This is a genomic window from Sinorhizobium prairiense (assembly GCF_029201645.2).
GTDB lineage: Bacteria > Pseudomonadota > Alphaproteobacteria > Rhizobiales > Rhizobiaceae > Sinorhizobium > Sinorhizobium meliloti_A.
Genome location: NZ_CP104132.1, coordinates 424562 through 441397, shown reverse-complemented (window position 1 = coordinate 441397; position 16836 = coordinate 424562). Strand labels below are relative to the sequence as shown.

The 16836-nt window shown below is 61.6% G+C and carries 16 protein-coding genes and 5 pseudogenes; 15 read left to right on the top strand and 6 right to left on the bottom strand.

Annotation, left to right across the window (positions count from 1 at the left end; genetic code table 11):
• The first annotated feature begins 7 nt into the window (after window positions 1-7).
• The 6 genes and pseudogenes from N0Q91_RS21760 (at window position 8) to N0Q91_RS21735 (ending at window position 3617) form a co-directional block, all read left to right on the top strand.
• Window positions 8-959: pseudogene (locus tag N0Q91_RS21760) on the top strand (sugar ABC transporter substrate-binding protein).
• Between the two features lie 69 nt (window positions 960-1028).
• Window positions 1029-2047 (top strand): annotated as a pseudogene (locus N0Q91_RS21755) (ABC transporter permease).
• The gene (locus tag N0Q91_RS21750; protein WP_275598191.1) at window positions 2047-2784 is read left to right on the top strand and encodes an ATP-binding cassette domain-containing protein; all 738 of its coding nucleotides are present in this window, start codon (window positions 2047-2049) and stop codon (window positions 2782-2784) included. Before N0Q91_RS21755 ends, N0Q91_RS21750 begins: the two are co-directional and overlap by 1 nt.
• Before the next feature lie 248 nt (window positions 2785-3032).
• Window positions 3033-3209, top strand: coding sequence for a hypothetical protein (locus N0Q91_RS21745; RefSeq protein ID WP_018096438.1), 177 nt, complete (start codon window positions 3033-3035; stop codon window positions 3207-3209).
• Window positions 3206-3400, top strand: coding sequence for a hypothetical protein (locus tag N0Q91_RS21740; protein WP_275598190.1), 195 nt, complete (start codon window positions 3206-3208; stop codon window positions 3398-3400). The genes N0Q91_RS21745 and N0Q91_RS21740 overlap by 4 nt, the downstream gene beginning before the upstream one ends.
• A complete protein-coding gene (locus N0Q91_RS21735) occupies window positions 3351-3617 on the top strand; it encodes a hypothetical protein (protein ID WP_026168753.1) in 267 nt (88 codons plus the stop codon). Before N0Q91_RS21740 ends, N0Q91_RS21735 begins: the two co-directional genes overlap by 50 nt.
• Window positions 3618-3806: 189 nt before the next feature.
• On the opposite strand, the gene N0Q91_RS21730 is transcribed toward N0Q91_RS21735, so the two are convergent.
• Together N0Q91_RS21730 and N0Q91_RS21725 are read right to left on the bottom strand one after the other, a co-directional pair.
• Window positions 3807-4529: a response regulator transcription factor gene (locus N0Q91_RS21730; RefSeq protein WP_018096445.1), complete on the bottom strand. Its 723-nt coding sequence runs from the start codon at window positions 4527-4529 to the stop codon at window positions 3807-3809.
• Complete coding sequence (locus N0Q91_RS21725) at window positions 4526-5773, bottom strand: sensor histidine kinase (protein WP_100673527.1); 1248 nt, start codon at window positions 5771-5773, stop codon at window positions 4526-4528. Before N0Q91_RS21725 ends, N0Q91_RS21730 begins: the two co-directional genes overlap by 4 nt.
• 273 nt (window positions 5774-6046) lie before the next feature.
• Here N0Q91_RS21725 and N0Q91_RS21720 point away from each other — a divergent pair, with 273 nt between their 5' ends.
• From N0Q91_RS21720 to N0Q91_RS21685, 9 genes and pseudogenes are all read left to right on the top strand, one after another.
• The gene (locus tag N0Q91_RS21720) at window positions 6047-7063 is read left to right on the top strand and encodes an ABC transporter substrate-binding protein (RefSeq protein ID WP_026168754.1); all 1017 of its coding nucleotides are present in this window, start codon (window positions 6047-6049) and stop codon (window positions 7061-7063) included.
• Window positions 7064-7120: 57 nt separating this feature from the next.
• Window positions 7121-8350 (top strand): ATP-binding cassette domain-containing protein, encoded by a 1230-nt coding sequence (locus tag N0Q91_RS21715; RefSeq protein WP_527232513.1) that lies wholly within the window; start codon window positions 7121-7123, stop codon window positions 8348-8350.
• Window positions 8305-8583 (top strand): hypothetical protein, encoded by a 279-nt coding sequence (locus tag N0Q91_RS31185; protein WP_527232512.1) that lies wholly within the window; start codon window positions 8305-8307, stop codon window positions 8581-8583. The genes N0Q91_RS21715 and N0Q91_RS31185 overlap by 46 nt, the downstream gene beginning before the upstream one ends.
• Window positions 8580-9526, top strand: a pseudogene (locus N0Q91_RS21710) (ABC transporter permease). Before N0Q91_RS31185 ends, N0Q91_RS21710 begins: the two are co-directional and overlap by 4 nt.
• Window positions 9523-10470 (top strand): ABC transporter permease, encoded by a 948-nt coding sequence (locus tag N0Q91_RS21705; protein ID WP_018096450.1) that lies wholly within the window; start codon window positions 9523-9525, stop codon window positions 10468-10470. Before N0Q91_RS21710 ends, N0Q91_RS21705 begins: the two are co-directional and overlap by 4 nt.
• A gap of 14 nt (window positions 10471-10484) precedes the next feature.
• A complete protein-coding gene (locus N0Q91_RS21700) occupies window positions 10485-11399 on the top strand; it encodes an SMP-30/gluconolactonase/LRE family protein (protein ID WP_275598189.1) in 915 nt (304 codons plus the stop codon).
• A 171-nt stretch (window positions 11400-11570) separates the two neighbouring features.
• Entirely contained in the window at window positions 11571-11897 is a 327-nt protein-coding gene (locus N0Q91_RS21695) for an ArsR/SmtB family transcription factor (RefSeq protein WP_100673531.1), read from the top strand.
• Window positions 11894-12247: pseudogene (locus N0Q91_RS21690) on the top strand (SRPBCC domain-containing protein); the annotation flags it as partial. The gene N0Q91_RS21695 and the pseudogene N0Q91_RS21690, both read left to right, overlap by 4 nt.
• 67 nt (window positions 12248-12314) lie before the next feature.
• Window positions 12315-12773 carry an SRPBCC family protein gene (locus tag N0Q91_RS21685; RefSeq protein WP_275598187.1) on the top strand — a complete coding sequence of 153 codons (459 nt, stop codon included), beginning with the start codon at window positions 12315-12317 and terminating at the stop codon, window positions 12771-12773.
• A gap of 108 nt (window positions 12774-12881) precedes the next feature.
• Here N0Q91_RS21685 and N0Q91_RS21680 read toward each other — a convergent pair whose 3' ends face one another.
• The 4 genes and pseudogenes from N0Q91_RS21680 to N0Q91_RS21665 form a co-directional block, all read right to left on the bottom strand.
• Window positions 12882-13499 carry a TetR/AcrR family transcriptional regulator gene (locus tag N0Q91_RS21680; protein WP_275598186.1) on the bottom strand — a complete coding sequence of 206 codons (618 nt, stop codon included), beginning with the start codon at window positions 13497-13499 and terminating at the stop codon, window positions 12882-12884.
• 89 nt (window positions 13500-13588) lie between these two features.
• Window positions 13589-14038, bottom strand: a complete 450-nt coding sequence (locus N0Q91_RS21675; protein ID WP_275598185.1) for a hypothetical protein — start codon at window positions 14036-14038, stop codon at window positions 13589-13591.
• Window positions 14039-14157: 119 nt separating this feature from the next.
• Window positions 14158-15110: pseudogene (locus N0Q91_RS21670) on the bottom strand (SDR family oxidoreductase).
• Window positions 15111-15201: 91 nt separating this feature from the next.
• Complete coding sequence (locus tag N0Q91_RS21665) at window positions 15202-16746, bottom strand: MFS transporter (RefSeq protein WP_275598184.1); 1545 nt, start codon at window positions 16744-16746, stop codon at window positions 15202-15204.
• Between the last annotated feature and the right edge of the window lie 90 nt (window positions 16747-16836).

Here is a 16836-nt window from a genome sequence, read left to right as displayed (position 1 = left end):
ACACGCAATGAAACTGACCAGGCTCAGAACCGCGGCGCTGGCTGCGGGCCTTGCCACCTTGTTGACGTCGAGCGCGCTCGCCGCAGACGTCAAGGCAACGATGATCATCTATCTCGATCCGAGTGTGCAGTTCTTTAATCCGGTGGTGAAGGGAGCGCAAGACGCCGCCGCCCAATTCGGCGTCGACCTGGACGTGCAGTATGCCAACAACGATCCGGTGCGCCAGAACGACCTGATCGAAAGCGCGACGGCCAGCGGCGTCGATGGCATCGCCGTCGCGATCTCCAGTTCGGATGCTTTCGACGAGAGCATCTGCGCGGCAGTCAAGGCCGGTATCATCGTCATCGGCTTCAACAACGATGATCTCGACGGCGCCAAGGGCAACTGTCGCCAGGCCTATGTCGGCATGAACGAGCTTGCCTCCGGCTATGAGCTCGGCAACCGGATGATCAAGGAATTCGGCCTCAAGTCCGGCGACGTCGTCTTCAACCCGCGCGAAATTCCGGAAGCTAGCTTTGCAGTCGCCCGTGGCGGCGGCATCGAGAAGGCGATGACCGAAAACGGCATCAAGGTGGAGACGGTTCGAGCCGGTCTCGACCCCGCCGAAGCGCAGAACATCATTGCGCAATTCCTCATCGCCAACCCGAATGTGAAGGCGCTGTTCGGCACCGGCTCGGTCACCTCGACCGTCGGCGCGGGCGCCATCAAGGACGCCGGCGTAGACATTCCCTTCGGCGGTTTCGACCTTGCGGTCGAGATCGTAAATGCGGTGGAATCCGGCGCAATGTACGCGACCATGGACCAGCAGCCCTATCTGCAGGGCTACTATCCGATCGCCCAGATCGCGCTTGCCAAAAAATACGGGCTGACACCGACCGACATCGACACGGGCCAGGGCGCCTTCCTGAGACAAGTCGCGCATCGGTTCGGTCAAGCCGCTGATCGGCAGCTACCGCTAACCGCGTTCCGAGGGAGCCCGCCGGCGCGGCCGGCCGGTTCCCCCTTCCCCAACGATCGGGTGCCAGACCGTGACTCCTGTCCTAGCCGAAAGTGCCGCGCCACGCTCGCGGACCCAGAGACAATCCATCCTCAAGCAGATCATGGGCATGCCGGCGGGAGCGATCTTTCTCGTCTTCATGACCCTGCAGATCGTCTGCATCGCCGGCGCGCTCCTCTATCCGGACGAGTTCCGCTACCTCTCACCGCAGAACCTGACGATCCTGATGAAGGCGATCCCCGTGCTTGGATGCCTCGCGCTCGGAGCCGGCGTATTGATGATCGCCGGTGAATTCGACCTTTCCATCGGCTCCGTCTACACATTCACGGCCGTGCTGATGGCCTCGCTCGTCAATGCGGGGCTGAGCGCCTTCGTCGCCGCACCTATCGGTATTCTGACGGGCGTGCTGATCGGTTCCCTCAACGGCCATATCACCCTGCGCTTCGGCCTGCCATCCTTCATCGTCACACTCGGCGGGCTCCTCTTCTGGCGCGGCGCGGTGCTGCTCTACAACGGTGCCGTCCAGGTGCGTTTCGATCCGGAACCGGTCTTCACCAGCCTCTTTTCCGGCACCCTGTTCGGCGTCAACGCCGCCTTCATCTGGATCGTCCTCTTCGTCATAGGCTTTCACCTGCTGCTACACCGCCACCGCTTCGGCAACCACGTTTTCGCGACCGGTGGCAATCGCGCTGCGGCCGAGGCGATCGGCATCAACACCAGCCGCGTCAAACTGGTTGCCTTTGCGATTGCGGGCGGCATGGCTGCGGTGGCGGGCATTCTTGCGACAGCCCGCGTCGGCAGCGTGCAGCCGGGGCAGGGTGCGGGTCTGGAACTCCAGGCCATCGCCGCCTGCGTCATCGGCGGCCTGTCGCTGCGCGGAGGGCGCGGATCGATCGTCGGAATCTTCTCGGCGTGCTGCTCATCCACACGATCACCGACGTCCTGCTTCTCCTGCGGGCACCGGGCTTCTACCTCGACATGTTCATAGCCACGCTGATCGTGCTGGCTGCAATCTTCAACCATCTCATCGAGCGGCGAGGTCTTGCGTGATGTCGACCCCCAATCTTCTCGAACTGCACAACATTTCGAAGTGCTTCGGTGCGCTGACCGCGCTTCGCAATCTGAGCTTCCATATCGGCGAGGGGGAAGTCGTCGGCCTTTTGGGTGACAACGGCGCCGGCAAGTCGACGACCGTCAATCTCATCTCCGGCATCCACAAGCCGACGGACGGCTATCTCAGCGTCGACGGCAAGAAGACGACCTTTTCCTGCCGCTCGGATTCCGCCGATGCCGGCATCGAAACGATCTATCAGCACACCGCGCTGGTCGATTCACTCTCGATTACCCGCAATATCTTCATGGGCCGTGAGCTGACCGACCGCTTCGGCTTCCTCAGGCAGCGCGAGATGCGCGACATCGCCATGGAAGTCTTGCAAAACGCCGTGCACATCTCCGGCATCGATTTCCCGGATACGCTCGTCGGCAACCTCTCCGGCGGGCAGAAACAGGCGGTCGCAATCGCCCGCGCCGTCTATTTCAAGAAGCGCGTGCTGCTCCTCGACGAGCCGACCTCGGCGCTCTCCGTACGCGAGACGGAAGCGCTGTTGAACCAGGTGCTGAAGCTCAAGGCGGAGAATGTCTCGAGCGTGCTGGTGACCCACAATCTCTACCACGCCTATCAGGTCTGCGACAGGTTCGTGATCATGAGCCATGGCACGAAGGTCTTCGACGTGCAGAAGGCCGATACGACGATCAGCCAGCTGACCGAATATGTCGTGCTCACCTGATGCCGATTGCTGGAAAGCAAGAGCAGATGCCATGAAGGTCAAATGCCATTCCCCATCCGTCCTAATAGCCGGTTTGGGCGTAGGACCTTTGGCGCTTTGGTCTCGGACCAATGTCCCATCGTCGTAAACGGACGACATGCTAGATTCCGCACTCGGTTTGGTGCCCTGCTAGACTGAGGTCCTGTGATTTCCACGGCGGACCCTGCCTCGCGAGGCGGTGCAACCACCCGTTGCCTGGGAATTGGGACATGGACGACCGCGATATGAAACACAATGACGAGGAAAATTCTGCTTCCGACCTCTTGGAAATTGCGGCACAGCTCGCCGCGCTGGCCGAGGACATCAGGACCTTGGCTGCAATGCCGATCGAGCAGAATTCAACATTGATCGAACCCGGCGATAGGCCTGAAGCAACCTCGGAATGACCGTCATTGCCGCCGAGGCTTATGCGGCTCTGGTTGTTCTGCCCGCAATGATCGAGAAACCGCCGCTTCGACGCACTTATGGAACCATTTTTCAGCAGCAGCCATTGCGCATTAACCTCGTTGATGGAACAGGGCGCAACAATGGACGTACAGAAGGCTGGAATGGCTCGACTGCTGTTGGCGGTACCTGATGTGCGCGACAGTGCCTGGATGATTCACGACCTCACTTTCTTGAAGCTGTGCGAAGTTTACGAGCACGCCTGCCTGCGCCGCGACGTCCTGCGATGTGCGGCATCAAAAGACGACGCCGCCCTGCTCAAATCCGAAGAGGAATGCACGAGCCTCGAAGCGGCCGCCATCGCTTACATTCGCGAGCGCCAAAAATTCTCCGGCCTCGGGCGGCACTGAGGCGGCAGCATCACAATCATCTAGAAAGCCGCGCTGCGAAAGATCGCCGGCACGAGCCCGCTTTCGCTTCCTCCAGGGTCGGCGGGCTCTGAATTGTGATTTTCCTCCAGGGAGACAAAATCGCGGTATGATGACGGATCCCGATCTCAACTGCTGCGATCGTCGAAGCTTCCGCATTGCCTGTCGAGTCTATTTTCCGTCCAACCACTCCTGCAGTTCCGCTTCCGCCCGCTCCAGCGCGCTGTAGTTCAGGAGTTTGCGCAGGAAGGCGATCGTGATGGCGCGGGCACGCAGATTGAAGCGGCCGTCGTCATTGTCGTCGCTCGCGGCCTGGTAGACGTCGAGCTTGTCGTAAAGCTGCTGCAGGCGATTCTGTACGCTGCGCAGCGACAGGCCGCGGCGCCTGGCAATGGCCCTGTCGGTAAGCCCGAGTGCGATATCGACGAGGATCTCGTATTCGGAATCGGTGAAGCCGTTCGTCTGGCCAAGGCTTTTCTGCTGAAGACCCCGCACCTCCCGGTCGATGACGCATTGGCTCTCGACGAAGATCGAGCGCAGTGCAAGCTTCAGCCGTTCGTCGGACGCGGATTTCAGGACGTAGCCATAGGCAGCTCCATCCGGAACGATGCGCGAGACACCGCGTACATACGCCTCGTCCGAATAGTTCGACCAGAAAAGGATGCGGGTCTCCGGCCGCTCCTTCCAGATCGTGCGCGCCGCCTCGATGCCGTTGCGGCTCGCCATCTGCAGATCCATGACGATATGCGCCGACTTGTGATCGCGAGCGAGCTTCTCGCCGACAGTTCCATTTTCCGCCTCGATCACAGTGTCGCATTCCGGCAGGGCTGCGTTGACCGCCTCATGCAGGTAGGAGCGATGCAGCGGGTCGTCCTCGACGATCAGAACCTTCATTCCGCCCTCTCCTCGATTGAGCCCGCGTCGTGCGGCGTGAGCGGCAGCACCACGCGGACCACGGTGCCGCGATTATTGTGGCCCGGACCGATCGTGAAACGCGCGGAAATCAGTCGCGCCCGGGTCTTCATGTTGTCGATTCCCTCGCCGATCCGTCCCCGCGTTTTGGCAAGTCCGGTTCCGTCGTCCGCAATTTCGATCGACAACCGGTCGTCGTCGGCGTCGAGCCGCACCTTGACGGCAAGCGGAGCAGCGTGGCGCACCGCATTGTTGATCGCCTCCTGAGCGATGCGGAACAGCGCGACGATGACGGTCGGCTCCAGCCGTTCCAGCGCACCATTCGTCTCGTCGGCCAGGCCCCATTCGATGATCGAGCCCGCGTCCCGAGTCGAGCGGTCCAGGTGGTGCTCGATCGCCTGGCTAAGTCCGAAGAGCTGGAGAACGGAGGGCTTTGCCTGCTCGATGATCTGCCGCAGATCCTGCATGCAATGCTGCAGGGAGCGGGAGACGGGCTCCAGTGCCTCCGGCGCCACCTCGCCGTTGCGCGACAGCCGATCGATCCTGCGGGCGAGACGCGTCAGGTCGGCGAGCGTCTGGTCGTGCAGGTCCATGCCGATGCGCTGGCGCTCCTGCTCCAATGCTTCGGTGAGTTTCAACGCACCCAGCCGCAGGCCCTCCTCGCGAGCGCGGGCTTCCGCTTCCACGATCGCCGACCGTTGCGCTTGCTCGGCCGCCCGCAGCGCGAAGAAATAGGGTGTAAGCAGGTCTGCGATAATGCGGGCCCGCTCGACGTCCTCCATCGTGTAGACACCCGCTTCCTGCGAGGAACATGAAAGCGCCGCGATGATCGCGCCCTGCACCTTCATCGGTACATGCAGGCGGCTCCTCAGCGACTGTTCGACGATCGGCCGCTTGAACGCGCCTTCGAAATGGAAGCGCGGGTCGATCATTGCGTCGTCGGCCAGCAGGAAGTCCACGTCGCCCCATAGGAGGGAGCGGATCGGACTGTTGACGACAGGTGCGCCGGCAAGGTCGCCCCAGGCGGTCTCGATGCCCGTCTCATAGGCGGTGTGATAGTTGCCGTCCTCGAGGAGCACGCAGACATCGAGATGGTCGTGCGGGATGATGTGCGCGACCTCTGCCGCGACCGAGCGAATGGCCGAGCGAAAGTCGAGCTGGCCCGCAAGCAACCGGGAAATTCCGAGATAATGATCGAACATGGCTGCGGGTGCAGGATGCAGCATCGTGGTTTCCTCCAGAAGCGGCAGGCTCCTCAACCCGCCGCAGTCGCTTCGCCAGTAAGCGCCCGCGGGAGCGCCGCCGTCTTGCGTAAACCCGCAGCTTGTTTCGCAAAACCCGCAAACATCTTGCCGCCTTGCGCCTGTACAGGCCCGTCGATCTCCCGCATCCTGCCCTTACTGAGAGGAGGAAGCTCAGTGCAAGAACAATCTCACTCGACCCCGATTGGCCGGGCGGGTGAAGCGATCGCCTGCCAGGCGATCATGAGGGAGAGAGACATGACCATCCGTAAGATGCTTCTGGCATCCGCCGCGATCGCTTGCGCCGCGATGCCGGCTTCCGCATTTGCCGAGACCTCGGCCAAGAAGATCGCCCTTTCGAACAATTATGCCGGCAATTCGTGGCGCCAGGCCATGCTGACGAGCTGGGAAAAGGTGACGGGGGAAGCCGTAAAGGCCGGCGTCGTCGCTTCGGCCGATGCCTTCACCACTGCCGAGAACCAGGCAACGGAACAGGCCGCGCAAATCCAGAACATGATCCTGCAGGGCTACGACGCGATTGTGCTGAACGCCGCCTCACCGACGGCGCTGAACGGCGCGGTCAAGGAGGCCTGCGATGCCGGCATTACCGTCGTCTCCTTCGACGGCATCGTGACGGAACCCTGCGCCTGGCGCATCGCCGTCGATTTCAAGGAAATGGGCCGCAGTCAGGTCGAGTATCTTTCGAACAAACTTCCGGACGGCGGCAATCTGCTCGAGATCCGCGGCCTTGCCGGCGTATTCGTCGACGACGAGATCTCGGCCGGCATCCATGAGGGCGTCAAGCAGTTCCCACAGTTCAAGATCGCCGGCTCCGTGCACGGAGACTGGGCGCAGGACGTTGCGCAGAAGGCCGTTGCCGGCATCCTGCCGAGCCTGCCTGAAATTGCCGGCGTGGTGACGCAGGGCGGAGATGGGTACGGTGCCGCGCAGGCGATCGCCGCGACCGACCGGAAGATGCCGATCATCGTGATGGGCAATCGCGAGGATGAACTGAAGTGGTGGAAGGAGCAGAAGGATGCGAACGGCTATGAAACCATGTCGGTCTCGATCGCGCCCGGCGTCTCCACCCTTGCCTTCTGGGTCGCCCAGCAAATCCTAGACGGCAAGGAGGTCAAGAAGGACCTAGTCGTTCCCTTCCTGCGCATAGATCAGGACAATCTCGAAGCGAACCTCGCCAATACCCAGGCCGGTGGCGTCGCCAATGTGGAGTACACGCAGGAAGACGCGATCAAGGTCATCGAGTCGGCAAAGTAAATCTCCCGGGGGCTGCCGCGCGGCCGTAGATGACCGCGCGGCAGTCTTGTTGAGCAGATGATGGCGAGCAGTATGGACGACGTAGCGAAGGCGATCATTGCGGTCGACGGCGCCAAAGTAAGCTTCGGCGCAGTCAAGGCGCTCGACGGCGTCACGCTTCGTGTCATGCCCGGCGAATGCGTTGGGCTCGTCGGACATAACGGGGCCGGCAAGTCCACGATCGTCAGCGTGATCAATGGCGGCCTTACGCCACACCAGGGAACCGTCACGAGTGACGGCGAGCGGCAGGAACGCTACGGCATCAATGCCGCCCGCGACCGGGGCGTGCGTTGCGTCTTTCAGGAGCTGTCCCTCTGCCCCAACCTCTCCATCGTCGAGAACACCCGTCTTGTACATCGCGCTCTCGGCGGTTTCGGCTGGCGTTCGCGGGCTGCGAAGATCATCGAGAAGAGCCTCGACGCCGTCTTCCCCGGCCATGGCATCGACAGCGGCCGGACCGTGGGAGATCTTTCGATCGCCGAACGGCAGATGGTCGAAATCGCTCTAGCCTTTTCCGATGCCGGCACTCCCCCGCGGCTGGTGATCCTGGACGAACCGACATCGTCGCTCGATGCAAGCCTCGCCCGTCAGATGCTCGACCATGTCCGCCGCTTCATCGCCGGTGGCGGATCCGTCATCTTCATCTCGCATATCCTGCACGAGATCCTCGAAACCGCCGACCGTATCGTCGTCATGAAGGACGGCCGCGTCGTCGCCGAACGTCCGGCGCACCGCTTCGACCATCACGGCCTCGTGGAGGCAATGGGGAGCGTCACGAAGGCGGAAACCCGACAGCGTCCGGTGCGCGACCAATCCGCGGCGCCGGTCGTTCTGTCCCATCCGGCAGCGGGTATTCCCTTCACGGCGCGCACTGGCGAGATCATCGGCCTCGCTGGCCTGGCTGGCCACGGACAGACCGAGCTCCTCCTCGCGCTGCATGCCGCCCGGTCCGGCAACTGGCTGCCGCAGCGCAATCCGCTCGTCACCTTCGTCGCCGGCGACCGCCGCCTCAACGGGGTTTTCGAATTGTGGAGCATCCTGCGAAACTTCTCCATCGCCTCGCTCAGTGACATGTCCCGCCGCGGCCTCGTCCTCGAGGCCGGCGAAAGACGAGAGGAACGACCTGGAAAGAACGGATCGAAATCCGCACGCCCGATTTGGACAAACCCATCCTGTCGCTTTCCGGCGGCAACCAGCAGAAGGTGCTCTTCGCCCGCGCACTCGCCACGCGCGCATCGATCGTCCTGATGGACGATCCGATGCGCGGCGTGGACGTCGGTACCAAGCAGGAAGTCTACGCGATCATCCGCGAGGAGGCGGCGCGCGGCCGCACCTTCATCTGGTATTCGACGGAAATGGACGAGGTTTGCCTCTGCGACCGGGTCTATGTGTTCCGCGAGGGCCGCATCACGGCCGAACTCGGCGGCGATGCCGTCAACGAGACGAATATTATCTCCGCCTCCTTCGAGGGAGCCGCATGACGTTTCGCCTGTCCTCCGAGGCCATTCGCCTTGTCATTCCCGCTCTATCGCTGTCGCTGCTGCTGGCTGCTGTGTTCTGGCTTCAACCACGCGCCATGAGCTATATCGGCCTAAACCTGCTGTTCAACCTGGCCGTGCCGATCGCGCTCGCGACGATCGCGCAAATGTTCGTGATGGCGGTAAACGATCTCGATCTCTCGATGGGCGCCTTCGTGAGCTTCGTCGCCTGCGTGGCCGCGACGTTCCTGCGGGACGCGCCGGCAATAGGCATCCTGATCCTCGCCGGCGCGGTCGCAGCCTATGCGGCGATCGGCGTCGTCATCCATTTACGAAACCTGCCGTCCATCGTCGTCACCCTCGGCATGAGCTTCGTCTGGGGCGGACTTGCGGTGCTGTTGCTGCCGGCGCCGGGGGGCAGGCGCCCGACTGGGTGCGGTGGCTGATGACCGTCAAGCCGCCCCTGGCCCCGATGGCGATCGTCGCCAGCATCATCATCGCCGTCATTGCGCATTTCATCGTCAAGCGGTCCTCGCTCGGCGTTCTGATCCGTGGCGTCGGCGGCAACCAGCGCTCGGTGGAGCGCGCCGGCTGGTCTATCGTCGCGGCACGCGCGACCGCCTATGCCCTCGCTGGCCTCTTTGCGGTGCTGGCAGGCATCGGCCTCGTCGGCTTGACCACCTCGGCCGATGCCAACATCGCGCTGCGCTACACGCTGCTGTCGATCGCCGGCGTCATCCTCGGGGGCGGCGAATTCATCGGCGGCCGCGTCTCTCCCGTCGGCGCCGTCATCGGGGCGCTGACGCTGACGCTTGCCGGCTCGTTCCTCTCCTTCCTGCGCATCTCCCCGGACTGGCAGATTGGCGCCCAGGGCGCGATTCTGATCATCGTGCTCGCGCTCCGCCTGATGCTGAACCGCTTCGAGAAGCGGGAGAAACGCCGATGAACGCGCTCGTCCGCCAGTTCGGCAAACCCTGGGTCTGGTCGTGGCTTGCTGCCTTCGTCGTCTGGTTCCTGACGATCATGGTGACGGGCGGCGCCGGCACGCTCGGACTGTCGCAGGCAGCGCTCACCTTTGCGGCCTTCTCGGTGATCGTCGGCATCGGGCAGATGTTCGTCATCACCCTCGGCCCCGGAAACATCGATCTCTCGGTTCCCGCCACCATGACGCTCGCCGGCACGGTGGCACTGAAGTTGATGAATGTCGAAAACGGCATGATCCTGCCCGGCCTTCTCCTTGCCGTTTTCATTGGTCTTGGCGTCGGTCTTTGCAACTACACGCTTATCAAGGCGCTGCGCATCCCGCCGATTATCGCAACGCTCTCCATGAGCTTCATCGTCCAGTCTGGCGCGATCTGGACGAACCGCGGTCTTCGGATCAAGCCCCCGAGCGTGCTTGCGGAATTCACCACCACGAGCACGCTCGGCGTGCCGAACGTGGCAATCGTCGCTTTCCTGATCTCCGTCCTCGCCTGGATCCTGCTTGAGAAGACGATCTACGGCCGTTGGATCTCGGCGATCGGACAGAGCATGCCGGCCGCGCGCATGGCAGGCATACCGGTCGACGGAACGCGCTTCGTCACCTACCTGTTCTGCGCCGTGCTCGCTTCGATCAGCGGCTATCTGCTTGCTTGCTTCTCCGGCGGCGCGGCGCTCAACATGGGCGCGGAATATCTTCTGATGTCGATTGCCGTCGTCGTGATCGGCGGCACAGCGGTCGCCGGCGGCGATTCCAACGTGCCCGGCATATGGGGCGCGTCGCTCTTCATGTTCCTCGTTGTCTCCATGCTCAACACCTATGGGCTCGGCGCAGGCATTCGCCTCATCATGACCGGCCTCATCATCATCAGCGTCATCATGCTCGCCGGCGGTCGCCGGGGCATGCGATAAACGGAAAGACTGTCATGGCCGAGGCCTCCATCTACGAAATCCACGACCCGCGCTTCCGGCAGATGATCGTGACCAGCGCCGGTCTCGACGAGCTCCATTCCGGCTGCCGCTGGGCGGAAGGTCCCGTCTGGTTCAACGATGCGAACCAACTCCTGTGGAGCGACATTCCCAATCAGCGCATTCTGCGATGGACGCCGGAGGGCGGCGTTTCCGTCTATCGTGAGCCGTCCAATTTTACCAACGGCCATACACGCGACAGGCAGGGACGGCTCATCTCCTGCGAGCACGGCACGCGCCGCGTCACGCGCACCGAGGTGGACGGCTCGATTACCGTGCTCGCCGATCGTTTCGAAGGCAGGCGGCTCAATTCACCGAACGATGTCGTGGTCAAGTCGGACGGCACGATCTGGTTCACCGATCCCACCTACGGCATCATGTCCGACTACGAAGGCTATCGCGCAGACCCGGAGCAGCCGACGCGCAACGTCTACCGGCTCGATCCGGAGACCGGCGAGCTTTCGGCGGTCGTGACGGACTTCATCCAGCCGAACGGCCTCGCCTTCTCGCCCGACGAAAAGACCCTCTACGTGGCGGATTCATCGGCAAGTCACGATGACCGCCTCCCTCGGCACATACGCGCCTTCGACTTGACCAACGGCGGACGGCTCGCGAACGGACGCGTCTTCTGCGTCATCGACAAAGGAATTCCGGACGGCATCCGGACGGACGCGAACGGAAACGTATGGTCGAGCGCCGGAGATGGAGTGCACTGTTTCGATCCTGCCGGCAAGCTGATCGGCAAGATCCTGGTTCCGCAGACGGTCGCCAATCTCACATTCGGCGGACCAAGGCGCAACCGCCTGTTCATTGCGGCAACCCGCTCGCTTTATTCACTTTATGTCGCCGTGGCGGGTTCCCAGGTGCCTTAGAGCGATACCCGGTAACGGTTTTCCTCGAGAATTTCGGCCGACTATAGGTGCCGCCTGCGGCAGACCGTCGAACGGCCTTTCATGTCGAAGGAACTGTTTTCCGCGAAGATGCGAACCTGTGATACTCAACCAATCGGTTGACATTATTCCATTTCAGCAATACTAAACCATATGGTTGACGAAAAGCTGACTCTGACGTTCGCTGCCCTTGCGGATCCCACACGGAGGGGAATGCTTGCCGCTTTGGCATCTGGTGAGAAGCCTATCAGCGAACTCGCCCGGCCCTACCAGATGACGCTCGCCGGCGCGGCAAAACATGTCGCGATCTTGACGCGGGCCGGCCTCATCGAACGGCGCAAGGTTGGCCGCCAGAATATGTGCCGGCTAAACGCCGGAAATCTGAAAGAGGCGAACGACTGGCTCGCCCAGTGGGAGCGGTTCTGGAACGTTCGCCTGGACGCGCTTGAACAGGCCCTGAAGGAGGAGCAGAATCAATGACTGCAGACAAGATCTCGCCCGACATGCTTCGCTTTGAACGAATCCTGGCGGCACCTGCCGCTACCGTTTGGCAGTACCTCGTTGATCCAGACCTGCGCGCGCGCTGGTTCATGTCGGGTCCAACGGACCTGCAGGTTGGCGGCGCCTTCGGGCTGACGATGGATCACGACCGTCTCTCGGACGAGGTCGTTCCTACGCCGGACCGGTACAAGCCATATGTCGGCCATCGTTGGCAGGAACGCATTATTCGCTATGAACCACCTCGGCTCCTGGCCTTCACATGGGAGGATGGCAAGGCGGGGGAAGTCACGTTCGAGCTGACCGAGATAGACAGCGGAACAACGCGCCTAGAGGGCGCTCGGTTCTGAGGCGTGACGATTTCCGGCTCTCGCCGAATAGCACCGAAAGGAACCGCCGATGAAGGAACGTTTCACATATTCCACCTACATCCGCTGCAGCCCTGACCTTCTTTGGCAAGCCCTTACTGCCAGGGAGGTTACCAGTCAGTATTGGGCGGGCACTTGGCAAGAAAGCGACTGGTCGCGGGGCTCTCCTTGGCGGCTGGTTGCTCCGGATGGGCGGACAGCGGATTCGGGAGAGGTCCTTGAGGCGGATCGGCCGAACAAGCTTGTGATTTCCTGGCGCGACGAACTTCATGAGGAGCTCCGCCAGGAGGGGCATTCCAAGGTTAGCTACGTCCTCGAAGAGATCGGCACGTCGGTAAAGCTGACGGTCATCCAAGAATCCGAAGTGGAAAACTCCCTTGCTATCGCTGCTATGTCAAAGGGATGGCCTCATCTCTTCGCCAGCGTCAAATCCCTTCTTGAGACGGGCTACCCGCTGGAAGAGACAAGGGCGTGGCCCGTAGACCTTTGATCGCGGATCACCATGTCGGGCCGGCCCGCAACTGCCTGAGCTATCTCGGTCGACGACCAGAAGGCGATTTGGCGGTCAGAGAAGGAAAATTATGTTTACATGTCTGGCTCAAGCCTGTTTTTCCGCCGCGCTGACGTCGGTCGAATGAGACTGTATCTGTGCAGCGTCGAGCGCGATCCTCACGCCGGTCAGAAATGATTGCTCGTCGGCGAGCTCTGGCGTGTATTGGCGAACAGTATAAAGCCCCAAGAGTGCCAGGTAGACGGCCTTTGCAAGTTGTTCCGCCAGTGGGTGCGGCGCACCAAGAAGTTTGAACTCCTCCGTCAGGTGTTTCGTGCGCATCGCGTCCACCTCCCGCACTGCCGCCCTCGGCAAGGGGTCCCGTGCCGCCCACGCCCGAAGCGCGCACTCTGTTTTCGCGACGTCCAAAGCACCAGACGTCGATACGACGGCGAGTTCTGCCAACGCCTCCAAGCGTTCACGCGGTGTATCGAAGTGACTTGTCTGTTCGATTAGATTGGCGGTGAAGTCACGCTTCCAAAACTCTATGATCGCCTGGAGAAGCTCATCTCTATTCTTGAAGCGCCAGTAGAACGGGCCTTTGCTCGCGCCAAGAATCACGGCCAAACGCTCCACCCTGACCGCCTCAATCCCTCCGGCTGTCAGAGCAGATAATCCGGCTGCGACCCAATCGGCCTTTGTTGGACCATCTCGTCTATCTGCCATTCGACCCGCCTCACGCTTCGTCCCGTCTGCCGAAGCTAGGGCACTTCCAGGAAAGAGTGTAACGACTTTCCGTCCGGAAGTGCGTCGTTTCAAAGGCTTGGAGCGCCGGCTCCGCTTTCCGCCGGCCGGGCGGCCGCCCAAAATAGGATGAGGCCTACCGGGCCGAAGATCGCCCATTGAATAAGGCCCCATGGGTTCCCGAACCAGACAAAGGTGAAGAACAGGCAAATACCCGAGACCACCAGGAAATGGCCTCCGATTATCCAGGCTACCGGCCAGCGCCAGTCGCTACGGAATGCCGCCACCAACGTGGCCACGGCACCGCCCGCTATCAGCGCCGCCATCTGGTACCACAAGATGTCGAGCACACCGGCGGAGGCGGGTGGCAGATTGGCCGAGTAGACGGGGTACATCACCTCGGACGTCCCGCCAATGATGTGGTAAATGGCGGCAACTGCATTGACTGCGGATGCCATGAGAAGTGCACTACGGCCGGCGCGTCCATCTTGAAGGCGATTGACTCCTGCATCCGATTTCATGGTGCTGATCCATGTTCAGTATACGGTGGCGTATACTATGCCGCCGCGACCACGTCAATACGGCAGCGTATAGAAGCGATTTGGCAGTGACCGCCGCAGCGCTGAACTACAGGACGAGATCAGTAACCGCCGACGATCGGAAGAACCTCGCCGGTGATGTAGCTCGACATTTGCGGAGAGGCGAGAAAGACGTAGGCCGGAGCAATTTCCTCTGGCTGCGCCGCACGCTTCATCGGCGTTTGGGAGCCGAATTTCTCCACATCTTCAGCCTCTTTGTCCGATGGATTGAGAGGCGTCCAGACCGGGCCGGGCGCGACGGCGTTCACGCGGATCCCTTTGGGAACGAGATGTCCCGAAAGAGCGCGGGTGAAGGCATGAATTCCACCCTTGGTCATGGAGTAGTCCAGCAGCTCCTTCGAGCCGGTAAGGCCCGTGACGGACCCGGTGTTGATGATCGCCGAGCCGTTCTTCAAATGCGGAATAGCGGCCTTCGCCATGTAGAAGTAGCCATAGAGGTTCGTCTTCAGCGTTTCGTCGAAGTGTTCGTCGGTCAGATCCTCGATGTCACGCGTGTGGACCTGGAAGGCGGCGTTGTTGACGAGGATGTCGAGGCGTCCAAGCTGCATGACCGTTTTTTCCACTGCCTTTCGGCAGAAGCTCGCATCCTTGACGTCGCCTTTGATCACAAGGCACTTTCGTCCCTCCTGTTCCACAGCAGCCTTTGTTTCGTCTGCGTCCTGAGATTCGTCGAGATGCACGATGGCGACGTCCGCCCCTTCACGGGCAAAGAGGACCGCCACCGACCGACCGATGCCGGAGTCACCCCCGTGATCAGCGCCACCTTGTCCTTCAGCTTGTCTGAACCCTTGTAAAACGGGGCATCGTACATTGGCGCGACGGGAAGATCAGCCTCTGAGCCCGGCTTGTCCTGATGCACCTTCGGAAATGGCGGCTCCGGATAACGGCGAGCGCCCGCCTGCATGGCTCCTGAGGCCTTCGGTTTTTCCTTCTTGTCGGCCTCTTCAACCTGCTTCTGGATGTCGCGCTGTTTCTGCCCGGTTTCGGATTTCATTGATGCCTCCTTCGATTGAGGAGGATAAACGCCGCCGAGGCCAAAAGGTTTGGGCGAGACCGCATCCTCGCCATTCCTAAATCATCGTGACCTAATGAGAGGCCAATGTGCTCTCGTCGATGTGTGCGCTGGCATATACCCGCCGGGCGACGATCGCGAGAAGAAGGAGCGTCACCGTTGCGACGACGCAACATATGGAGAAACCAAGTGAGAAGCCGCTTTTCGCAGTCTCAAGCCAGACGGCTGACGTTGAACCCGGCATCGACCGAGCTGTCTCGACTGCGCCGGCAAGGGTAGCAGAAACGGCCTCGGCTTGCACGGGATCGAGGCCGCTCAGGTCGGCGCGGTTCATCGCCATACGATAGACCAGGGTCGCCAAGCTGCCGAGCACCGCGATCCCCAACGCGCCTCCAAATTCCGCGCTCGTTTCCGATATGGCCGAAGCCGAGCCTGCCCGTTCGGGCGGTGCAGTTCCCACGATCAGGCCGGTCGTGGTGAGGACGACAGGAACGAAGCCGAAGCCGATGATCATGCTGGAGCCAAGGATCCCGATCAAGCTCTCGGCGTAGGCGGCGACAGCCATGGCGGCAGCTCCCGCCGCATTGATCAAAAGCCCGCCGAGCACGGTTCTGACGGGTCCGAAGCGGTTGGTGAAACGGTAGGCCTGAAAAGACATGACTGCGAAGACGAAGGCCGATGGCGCGGACCAGAGCGCAGCCTTCAATGGGGACAGACCGAGCACAAGCTGCAGGAAGAGGTTCTGAAACAGGAAGACGCCGAAGACGAAGAAGACACCGGCGAGGTTTACCATCAGCGAGGCCGTGAAGGCTGGCACCCGGAAGAGTGCGAGGTCGACCAATGGGTCGCTGAGGCGCCGCTGGCGCCTCACAAACAGGAGGCCGACCAGAAGCCCCAGTCCGATATAGACGACCTGGGCAAGCTGGAAACCGTCGGCAGCCATATGCTTGAAGCCGTAGATGATCGGCAGAACCGTGGCCAGCGAAAGCACGACACTCAACAGATCCAGTCGGCCGGCATCATTGTTCCTGTATTCCGGCAGCAGAAACGGGGCGACGGCCAGAAGCAAGAGCATGACTGGTATGTTGATGAGAAATACCGATCCCCAGTGGAAATACTGTAGCAGAATTCCGCCGATGAGGGGGCCAACGAGGCCGCCCAGCGCAAAGGCCGTGCCCCAGATGCTGATCGCCCTGTTTCGCTCCGCCTCGTTTTTGAAGAGATTGACGATCAGCGACAGAGTGGAGGGCGCGATCGTTGCACCCGCGATGCCAAGCAGAGCCCTTGCCAGAATGAGTTGCTCCGGCGTGTTTGCAAAAGCCGCGAAGGCCGATGCGACGCCGAAAGCAAAAGCGCCCATCAGCAATACCCGTCGCCGCCCGATTCGATCTCCCAGCGTTCCCATGGTCACGAGAAAGCCCGCGACCATGAAGCCATAGATGTCGTTTATCCAGAGCAGTTGCGATGCGGAAGGATCGAGGTCCGCGACGATCGCTGGCACCGCGAGGAACAGCACCGACAGGTCCATCGAATAGATCAGGCATGCGATCGACAGGACGCACAGGCCAACCCACTCACGGCGGCTTGCCTGCTCAGGCGTGTGACTAGTCTCGGCCATGGTCGTCCTCCGGGAAGCCGGCGGAGATTTCCCGAATCGCAGCCGTTGACAAGTATCAATTTCCAGGACGGGCGGCTTTGATCCAAGGTC

Coding starts and splice junctions, on each gene's coding strand:
- N0Q91_RS21745 (WP_018096438.1), top strand. CDS start 3,033: ATGGACGACCGCGATATGAAACACAATGACGAGGAAAATTCTGCTTCC.
- N0Q91_RS21720 (WP_026168754.1), top strand. CDS start 6,047: ATGACCATCCGTAAGATGCTTCTGGCATCCGCCGCGATCGCTTGCGCC.
- N0Q91_RS21705 (WP_018096450.1), top strand. CDS start 9,523: ATGAACGCGCTCGTCCGCCAGTTCGGCAAACCCTGGGTCTGGTCGTGG.
- N0Q91_RS21715 (WP_527232513.1), top strand. CDS start 7,121: ATGATGGCGAGCAGTATGGACGACGTAGCGAAGGCGATCATTGCGGTC.
- N0Q91_RS21665 (WP_275598184.1), bottom strand. CDS start 16,746: ATGGCCGAGACTAGTCACACGCCTGAGCAGGCAAGCCGCCGTGAGTGG.
- N0Q91_RS21725 (WP_100673527.1), bottom strand. CDS start 5,773: ATGCTGCATCCTGCACCCGCAGCCATGTTCGATCATTATCTCGGAATT.
- N0Q91_RS21680 (WP_275598186.1), bottom strand. CDS start 13,499: ATGGCAGATAGACGAGATGGTCCAACAAAGGCCGATTGGGTCGCAGCC.
- N0Q91_RS21695 (WP_100673531.1), top strand. CDS start 11,571: ATGGTTGACGAAAAGCTGACTCTGACGTTCGCTGCCCTTGCGGATCCC.
- N0Q91_RS21750 (WP_275598191.1), top strand. CDS start 2,047: ATGTCGACCCCCAATCTTCTCGAACTGCACAACATTTCGAAGTGCTTC.
- N0Q91_RS21685 (WP_275598187.1), top strand. CDS start 12,315: ATGAAGGAACGTTTCACATATTCCACCTACATCCGCTGCAGCCCTGAC.
- N0Q91_RS21700 (WP_275598189.1), top strand. CDS start 10,485: ATGGCCGAGGCCTCCATCTACGAAATCCACGACCCGCGCTTCCGGCAG.
- N0Q91_RS21730 (WP_018096445.1), bottom strand. CDS start 4,529: ATGAAGGTTCTGATCGTCGAGGACGACCCGCTGCATCGCTCCTACCTG.
- N0Q91_RS21740 (WP_275598190.1), top strand. CDS start 3,206: ATGACCGTCATTGCCGCCGAGGCTTATGCGGCTCTGGTTGTTCTGCCC.
- N0Q91_RS21675 (WP_275598185.1), bottom strand. CDS start 14,038: ATGAAATCGGATGCAGGAGTCAATCGCCTTCAAGATGGACGCGCCGGC.
- N0Q91_RS21735 (WP_026168753.1), top strand. CDS start 3,351: ATGGACGTACAGAAGGCTGGAATGGCTCGACTGCTGTTGGCGGTACCT.